This window comes from Aquidulcibacter sp. (assembly GCF_049239865.1).
In the GTDB taxonomy this organism is placed as follows: domain Bacteria; phylum Pseudomonadota; class Alphaproteobacteria; order Caulobacterales; family Aquidulcibacteraceae; genus Aquidulcibacter.
The window spans coordinates 1-8,411 of record NZ_JBMLTR010000063.1; the positions used below are offsets into that span (position 1 = coordinate 1).

The 8,411-nt window shown below is 54.1% G+C and carries 6 protein-coding genes; 1 reads left to right on the forward strand and 5 read right to left on the reverse strand.

What is annotated here, in order from left to right; all coding sequences use genetic code 11:
• Nucleotides 1-183: 183 nt before the first annotated feature.
• The 5 genes from ACOVRA_RS04615 to ACOVRA_RS04635 form a co-directional block, all read right to left on the reverse strand.
• The gene (locus ACOVRA_RS04615; RefSeq protein ID WP_421719276.1) at nucleotides 184-768 is read right to left on the reverse strand and encodes a hypothetical protein; all 585 of its coding nucleotides are present in this window, start codon (nucleotides 766-768) and stop codon (nucleotides 184-186) included.
• A 1,512-nt stretch (nucleotides 769-2,280) separates the two neighbouring features.
• Complete coding sequence (locus ACOVRA_RS04620) at nucleotides 2,281-2,451, reverse strand: hypothetical protein (RefSeq protein WP_421719277.1); 171 nt, start codon at nucleotides 2,449-2,451, stop codon at nucleotides 2,281-2,283.
• Nucleotides 2,452-2,686: 235 nt separating this feature from the next.
• On the reverse strand, nucleotides 2,687-3,052 hold the full coding sequence (locus ACOVRA_RS04625) for a hypothetical protein (RefSeq protein WP_421719278.1): 366 nt from the start codon (nucleotides 3,050-3,052) through the stop codon (nucleotides 2,687-2,689).
• A 505-nt stretch (nucleotides 3,053-3,557) separates the two neighbouring features.
• On the reverse strand, nucleotides 3,558-5,024 hold the full coding sequence (locus tag ACOVRA_RS04630) for an HlyD family efflux transporter periplasmic adaptor subunit (protein WP_421719279.1): 1,467 nt from the start codon (nucleotides 5,022-5,024) through the stop codon (nucleotides 3,558-3,560).
• Nucleotides 5,025-5,245: 221 nt separating this feature from the next.
• Nucleotides 5,246-5,614 (reverse strand): hypothetical protein, encoded by a 369-nt coding sequence (locus ACOVRA_RS04635; RefSeq protein WP_421719280.1) that lies wholly within the window; start codon nucleotides 5,612-5,614, stop codon nucleotides 5,246-5,248.
• Nucleotides 5,615-6,550: 936 nt separating this feature from the next.
• Here ACOVRA_RS04635 and ACOVRA_RS04640 point away from each other — a divergent pair.
• Nucleotides 6,551-8,411: peptidase domain-containing ABC transporter (locus tag ACOVRA_RS04640; protein ID WP_421719281.1), on the forward strand; the 1,861-nt coding region annotated here is incomplete at its 3' end.

Genomic DNA, 8,411 nt, shown 5'->3' on the forward strand with positions numbered 1-8,411 from the left:
TACGCCTATAACACTTATTCGGAGGGATGTTCGCCTTTCCTTGGCGGCTTACCGAGCATGCCAGCCCCAGACCAGACCAACCGCAATCGGCCAGGGGTTGCCTAATGGGAGGAAACTTGGCGCTCCTGACAGGAGCCATTGGACACACCAATTTGTGTTCGTCAAACGGACAGGAGGTGTTGGTTATTGCTTTATCAGACTTTGGATCAATTCGTACACCGAACGGGCATTCGGAATCCTTATAAACTGTGGTGTTGGATCCGACATTGGTTGCCAGATCATGTCCATGTCACTTTCTAGCTGGTCCAAGACCCTTCCGCTTTCCGGGGTAAAGTTACCCGTCCACCAACCAATTGATTTACCAAAACGGATCGTGCCGGAGCCGTCTGGACGCTCATCGAGCTCTAGTGAAGGAAGGCTGTCAATCCCGACCCATTCGGTGGTCGATCCGTCATGGCTTTTGACAATGAGGACCCGCTTGTTCGTTACGAAATAGGCGATTCTCCTTCGTATGATGGCGTCGACCACAAATCTCCCTAACGCCCCATACAAACCCATAACAAGAATCGGTAGGCAACCTAGTTTCAGAATTAGGTCTTCAGCTGTGCCCTCTGCACTCCCAATCCAGACCAACGATAGACTACCAAAAACAAGGCTAAGCGGCACCAAGAATAAATCGATTGGCCGGAATATGATCCCTCGGAACGCCTTACCTTCCCATAATATCCGTTCTTCAGTAAGGAGCGCTGGGGTGATCATTTTGTTCATCGATCCATCTACTTGACAGTTAAAAGCATACTTGAATTCTCTGAATTCTTAGAACGCGCATCAAGAAAATGGAACAAGTTAGATTTAGCGAAAACTGCCATTGGCGCGCATGAACTCAAAGCGTCCGCTTTCCACATCCACGCCCTCCAAACCAGACGAACCACTTTCGGCCACTATTGCCAAAACAAGAGCAAGTTTGCCCATCAGGAAATCATCGCCGCGTTGGCCATAAAGCCACCAAAAAATGCCCCTCTCGTGCCTCCAAACCGACGACTAACGACGACTTACATTGCCCAAAAATGGACGACTTAAAGCAAGTCATGGGGGGGTAAGATAACTTGTCTAAAACAAAATATAATCAATAAGATAAACCAACCAACGACTTGGGTCCTTTTATCTTGCCCCTCAACACAAAAAACGACTTACATTTCTCTGTCGCCATTCAATGATCGCCATCTTCAAGCCCGCCTCATTTTCAAGCAAAGCCAACATGGCCGGCAAGTCAGGGGATCCCTAAACAATCGCGGTTGCCTGGCATAATCGGCTGCATCCATAACTCGGGCAGTAATTAGCTATGGAGGCTCGCGGATGGGCCATAAGCGCTTGGAGCCCCATAAATGACTCCTGAGGCGTGATGCGGGCTGAGGCTAAAGCTTGGGCTGTTAGAACGGCAAGGGCATTGAGGCGGGCGCTAATTGCCTTTGGCGGCGCAGTTTTGATTGAGGACCTCGAGGTTTGGACAGTGACGCGGGCAGGGGGCTTGGCGCTCGATTGTCTTGTTCGGCTGCGTAGGCTGCGACGCGCGGCTCACTAGAGGATCTGCGGGGCGCTGAAAGGTGTTCGTTGAAATAGTCGTCTAGGTGGCGTCGCCAATACATCGCCCGGTCACCGACATGGGTGCAAAGCGGGCCGCACCCTTCATGGAATTTCCGCGCGAGTGTCTGGGCGGCCATTTCCAAACCCAAGTCTGTCAAATAGGCTGCTGCGTCCTTACGGTTGAGCAAGCGATCCCGTTTTGTCTCGGTCTCTCCATCATCCATGGATTCAATCCTTTTCGTCTATTTCCTTCCCTGTCAGCTGAATTTTGCTGGCGAAGGTGGTCGCTGCAGGATTTATGCCGTGAGGTTGCGAGGCAATCACCTCAAGGCCATCGCATGCCCAGCATTTCCTAGGAATTGCGCGGAATTGATTGGAATGGGTGGGTTTGAGGCCATAGTGCCATGAATACTCTGATCGATGATGGCTCAATACTTTGGGGACTTAATCGTCACTGATGTTTGTCTGATTTTGGGACAGTCTTTTTTCTGTTTGATTGAGACAGCCCGCTGCTTTTCAGAGTGAATACGCGGCTTCGAATGGCCCTCGTTTTGCCGGTTAGTGGGTCCAAGGAATGGCGACAATTGGCCGATTGCGGTTGGTCTGCTTTGGGGGTGGTGGCGGCGAAAGCGGACGTTCAATAGTGAACGGATTCTCCAGATAATTGGCTTAAGTTTTGGAGCAGGGTCAGTTGGCTTAAAGGCTGTCGCCCGCGCGCACCACATAGCTGCCAGAAGCTGAGCCTTGGCTATAGCTGTTGATCACTTCCAGATTGGACGAGAATTGCTCTTCCTGCTTGCCCACCGTCGCGCCATTGGCAAAAGCGCCGGGCGACCGAGGCGGCGTAAGAACCTTCCCACCCGCCATTATTCGTCACCATGCCCATCTGGCGAACGGCAAAGCGGTATCACATGGCATTGGGATTATGGCACCTGTATCGTGGCCGCCAGAAACAGCCTGACACACCTCCGCGTAATCTTCCGCTAAGTAAAGACTTGGAGCAATCAAATCATCCAAGTCCGGTAACTGCGCGATTTTGATCATGCTAGTTGTTAGGACAGGAGTGCTATGTTTTTTGTCACTGCTTCACCGAGATCGGAACTCACCACAAATCCACTCTTGCACAATCAATTTCGATAATGTCGCCGTCTTCAAGCCCCCCAGGCAGCGGATCTCCCGCGACCAATTCGATGCCTCCGATAGAAAGAAGGCCCAGACGACAACTCATTACTTTAACCACTAAATTTTGCGCAAACCCTGGACCTTGAATTCTTCGGGAACCTACTTCTCTACCTTCAATCAGGATAGCTTTACGAATCCCAAAAACATATAATGGCTCCAAAACATCATCCCCGGCTGAAGCCGAACACGGCTGAGAATAGGCCATGCAATGGAACACTCCGTCAGTCACAATAACTTCGGCTTCTTCGGCAGACTGTGAAAGCCAATGAACACCCTCTATCTTCATGATTACTCCGATTTGTAGGGCACCTTCCAACCAGCGCTTGGCTTGGGACCGATTGTGTTTGTGATAGAAATGCGCTCCGCGCGGTAGCGCGGTAGGGTGCATTCCATCAATGGAATGCACCTTGGTCAAGCAATTACTGAGATCGTCAATGATGAGCCAAATGACTCGGAACGGTTCAATGCGTCGCTCCGCTTGCCTTGAAGCCGCCCGACAATTGTTATTGCGCAAGCTGGGGAGTCAAGAGGCGCGCCTCCGGCGCGTCGGCGAAGCCGATTTCACCTCTTGAAGCCCCATCTTGCGCGCCCAAACTCGACCCAAGCCTTTGCGAAGGCATAGCCTGTGGCAAAGGCTGTCTAAGTAGAAAAAGGGGCTGCGCCATTGGCGATAGGTCGGGTTCAATGCTGACGGTCACGCTATGTCGACTTTTGGCCGAAAGCGGACGGTCTCCTTTAGACGCGCGTTTCAAAGAAAGCAGACGAAACTACCGTCCACTTGAAGCCAAAACTCACCCCGCAGCAGCGCGCGCCCTTGCAGCAAGCAAGGGATCGAGCAGCCAGCTCATGAAGGTGCGTTTGTCGGTGATGACGTCGGCCTTGAGCGTCATGCCGGGTTGAAGGGGGCGGTCTTTGCCGTAGGCTTGGATACCCGGACCAGTCAGCGCCACGCGGATCCGGTAGACGGGTTCTTTGAACTCGATAGGGGCCGCGATCTCGCCGGGGCGTAGGGCTGAGCGGGCGATTTCGCGGACTTCGCCTTGAATGGCCCCAAATTGCTGGAACGGGAAGGCATCGACCATCAGGCGCACGCGCTGGCCTTCGGTGATGAAGCCTGCCGCGCGCGTGGGCACCAAGATTTGCGCTTCCATCGGGCTGCCCTTGGGTGCCAGATTGATCAAGGGCACATTGGGGTTCGCCGATTCGCCGGGGCGGATATTGAGGCTCGCTACCCGGCCAGCAACCGGGGCACGCACGACATAACCGTCTTGCACCGAAAGCTCTGTCAGCCCGGTCTCTAATTGTGTCTTGGCGCTACGGAGCTGACTGGCTTCAGAGGCGCGTGCAGGTGCCAGAGCTTGGCGCTGGCGCATGAGGTCTTTGGTTTCACCTGAACGGGACGCGGACAGAGTGGCGCGTTGGCGAGCGATGTCGGCCATCTCGGCCTGATGGCTAGCGCGCAGGGATTGGCGCTGACGGTCATAATCCTTGGCCTCATCGAGGCGGGATTGGATCTGCCGGTTCAGCTCACCCACTTGGGAGCGGGCAGCAATTGTACTCTGCGCACGCCGATCTGCTTCGGTGCTGGCCATAAAGCCTTTGGCCACCAAGGTGCGGGCTTGGCCTTCGGCGCGTTCAGAAATCGCCAATTGCCCCTGCGCGAGGTCGCGGCTCGCCTCAAGGCGGCTGGCGTCTGCTCGCGCAGCAATCGCACGATCAGCCAAGCGGGCATCATCTTGGGTAAAGCGATTTGCACTGCCGCGTGCGGCCTCCATCAGCCTTGCGTCTTCGGCCCCAAAGCGGTCGAGCGTGGCGCTAGCCCGTTCAGCCAGCCTGCGGCTTTCCTCGGCAAAGCGCTGGGCGCTGGCGGCGGCCTGCAACTCAATTTCGGTCAGCCGCGCCCGGGTTTGCGCTCGCTGCAGCGGCACAATTGCGCCATCAGCCCCCGACACGTCTAAAGCTAGCCGCATCAAGGGTTGCCCTTCAGCCACCATATCGCCTTGGCGCACCAAGACAGCATCGGCCACCCCACCACGCGGCGCATACACGGCCGACAAACCCGCCTCTGGCGCAATCCACCCCGCCACGGTCTCTTTGCGTGCATGTTGGCCAAGCGCCAGATAGGCCGTGCCAATTGCGACGCTGATAATCGCCACCGCGCTAAACGCCACCAACCGCGTGGGCTGATGGAGAGTCACGCTGCCGTAAACACGGCGGCGCTGGGCTTCAATGACGGCGGGGCGGAATAGTAGGCTCATGCTCTACCAGTCTGTCCAGAGTGGACACCTGGCAGTTAAGAGCCTCGCCTTAAGGGTCATAACGCAGCCGCAATGGCCACACATTATTGAGCCATTTGCCTTTCCAAATTCAGTACAGTTTGAACAAGTCTTTATTCGTTGATCGTATTTTGACTTGGAAACGATCTGCAGCTTTTCCAGGGCATTTTTTATTGGAAAGTTTAATTTCATTCTGTACCTCTTTATGCAAGCGAGGGAGTGTAAAGAAGTATTTCGTCTATAGACGTGCATTCTTTACTGCATTCTTCGAATGTAAACCCATCCCAGCCTTTGATTAAGTTATTTCCCACAAAGGCTAATATTGTCGGAAAGCAATCCACATAAATTTTACTTTCGATATATTCTTCTATTGTATTGACATCGAACCAAATGAAATTGACTTTAGGATCCTTGCGTTGGAGTGCTTCCGAAGCTGATATTCTTCTCTTGATAGCATGGCATAATTGGCAGTCTTGCATCCCGACTCCCAAAACCCACGGAACCTTGCGAGTGCCAAATTCCTGAATACACTTTTCCAAATCTTTTACTGAGGATAAGCTCCGAAAAGTCATATCGGGACCCTTTCGCTTCAAGTAGCCCTATGGAAACTAGTTTTTGCGAACCCGCGAAAGCAGGCTTCTCACTACGAAAGCCATCAAACTGTTAACAGTACCAAAAAGAGCGGAGCCTATTGCAATAACTGCCACGGCTGAAATTTCGATATTTGGTCCGGCTATAAGATAGTAACCCATCATCCCTATGAAGAAAATCAAAGTACAAAAAGCCCAAGACTTCATAGCTACTACCTCAACTGCTTACTTGAAAAAGGTTGCAGAGCGTCTTAGCAAAACGCTCTGCAGAGAACTCAGGATTGATGCCTGTGTTTTGTGCTATTGAGGAATGGCTTGGTTTGCCTGACACTCTAACCACGATGAAGCGCCTGCACCAATAAACCCCCCCGTAACCGCGTTGCCAGCTACCCATCCTGCAGCAAGAGCCAACTTAAGCGGAGGCGGTACAAAAGCGGATCCTGGATGAACTGCCCATCGGTAAGCCTGCCATGCCGCTGCTCCCGCAGCCGTAAGCGCGCCTATTGCTATCGCACCATTTGATGGACCATCACACCCAGGAAGATCTGCCCGATGGTTTTCCATATCTGTCAATCTGACAATATCTTCAGTTGAAAGGCTGCCGCCTTGACCAATTGCACCGAATGCAAGCCCCTTCTTAGCGGTCACTATAATCGTCTCAATTGGCTTCGGTTGGGATGAAAGCGGGGCAAACCCGCCACTAACAAACTGCAGATCTTCAACGCTTAATGTCCGCATAAATCTCTCTCCTGAAACTCAGCTTACGCCGTCCAGATCAACTTAGTGTGTCCAGACTCCCTGACGGGTAGCACAAGTTGACGGAGCGGGGGGGGGGTATGTCAAGTTGCTGCCCGTAAAGGTGCGGTCACGATTTTGTGAGGCGCTTTCAGTTCGGCTTGCGTACCATTGGACAATCAATTGAGCGACGACACTAATCACCTAAATTCTCCTCCACTAATCCACGACGATAGCCGCACGTGGCTGACGCGGCTTTTCCACTCCGACAAGTTGCCCATGATCCTGCAGGCCGAGGCCGCTGAGTGTGGTTTGGCGTGCCTCGCCATGGTCGCCGCTGCCTATGGCCAACGCCATACGTTGAGCGACCTTCGCCGAAAATTCAGCGCCAGCCTTAAAGGCACCACACTCAAAAGCGTCATGGATATGGCCGATGGGCTGGGCATGGTCGGCAGACCCTTGCGGTTGGAAGTCGATGAATTGGTCAGCCTCAAGCCGCCTTGCGTGCTGCATTGGAACTTGGCCCATTATGTGGTTCTGAAGAAAGCATGGAATGGGCCGGGTGGGGTTTGGGCGATTATCCATGACCCAGCACGTGGGGTGCGCAAAGTGGCCCCAGCAGAGATTGGCCGGTCCTTTACGGGTGTGGCGCTGGAGCTGACGCCCACGCCAGCGTTTACCAAGAAGAAGCATGTTGAGCGGGTTCGCCTTACGGATTTGTGGAGCACTTTGAAAGGCCTGAAGGGGCCCGTGATCCAGCTCTTCCTGCTGGCCCTTGTTGTGCAAGTCATTGGCGTGTTCAGCCCGATGCTGAACCAATTGATCGTCGATGACGCCATCTCCAAAGGCGATATGGATCTTCTGACCACCATCGGCATGGGCATGGTGATCTTGCTATTGATCCAGACCGGCATTGGCCTGTTGCAAGGCTTTGTCGGCATGTATCTGGGCACGCAACTCTCGTTTCAGATGCAGAGCAATCTATTGCGCCATGCCCTGCGCCTGCCCGTGGCGTGGTTTGAGAAGCGCCATATTGGCGATATCATGAGCCGGTTTTCCTCGCTTGGGCCGGTACAGGGATTCCTCACCAGCGTGCCCATTGGCGCGACCTTGAATGTCATCATGCTGGTGGTGGGTGGCACGATGGCGGTGCTGTATTCGCCACTGCTGTTTGGCTGTGTGATCGCCACCATGTTGATCCCGCTGATTGTGCAAGCAGTCACCTTTCCATGGGTGCGGCGCAAGACCGATGAGGGGATTAGTCTTGGTGCGGTTGCCTCTACGACCTTCATGGAGACTTTGCGCGGTGCGCGAACGTTTAAGCTGTTTGGCAAAGAGCGCGAGCGCGTCAGCCAATGGCAGAATGATACCGCCGCCAGCGTCAATAACAGCGTAACCATGCAGCGCGTTGGCCTGTGGGGCGGGGCGGGGCTTGGCATTGTCACGGGCCTGCAAGGGGTCGCCGTCTGGTGGCTGGGGGCCAAGCAAGTGATTGATGGCACCATGAGCCTTGGCATGTTGATGGCTTTTCAATCCTATGCGGGCCAGTTTTCTGGCGCGCTATCGGGCCTCATTGGCCTTTACTTCCAATGGAAGACGTTGGAGCTTCATCTCGAACGCCTCGCCGATGTGGTGCATGAGGACCCAGAAGTTGGGGTGGATGAGCCCATTCAAGAAGGCCGCTTGTTTGAAGGTCGCATCGGGGCCGACAAACTCTCCTTCCGCTATGCAACCCATGAGCCCTTGGTGTTCAAGGACGCCAGCTTCTCCATCGACCCCGGCCAGTTTGTCGCCATCATCGGGCCGTCCGGCGGTGGCAAAACGACCTTGATGAAGGTGCTCTTGGGCCTGCTTGACCCCACAGAAGGCGAAGTCAAAGTCGAAGGGGTGGGCCTCAAGAATTTTGGCGTGCGCACGTTCCGTCATCGCATCGGAGCGGTCTTGCAAGATGATCGTCTGCTGGCGGGAACAATTGCCGACAATGTCTCCTTCTTCGACGCGGACCTTGATATGGCCAAGGTGGAAGAGTGCTTAGCCAAGGCTT

What these genes read in the sequence shown, in the direction of transcription:
- ACOVRA_RS04630 (WP_421719279.1), bottom strand. Translation starts at nt 5,024, where the DNA reads ATGAGCCTACTATTCCGCCCCGCCGTCATTGAAGCCCAGCGCCGCCGT.
- ACOVRA_RS04615 (WP_421719276.1), bottom strand. Translation starts at nt 768, where the DNA reads ATGAACAAAATGATCACCCCAGCGCTCCTTACTGAAGAACGGATATTA.
- ACOVRA_RS04620 (WP_421719277.1), bottom strand. Translation starts at nt 2,451, where the DNA reads ATGGCGGGTGGGAAGGTTCTTACGCCGCCTCGGTCGCCCGGCGCTTTT.
- ACOVRA_RS04635 (WP_421719280.1), bottom strand. Translation starts at nt 5,614, where the DNA reads ATGACTTTTCGGAGCTTATCCTCAGTAAAAGATTTGGAAAAGTGTATT.
- ACOVRA_RS04625 (WP_421719278.1), bottom strand. Translation starts at nt 3,052, where the DNA reads ATGAAGATAGAGGGTGTTCATTGGCTTTCACAGTCTGCCGAAGAAGCC.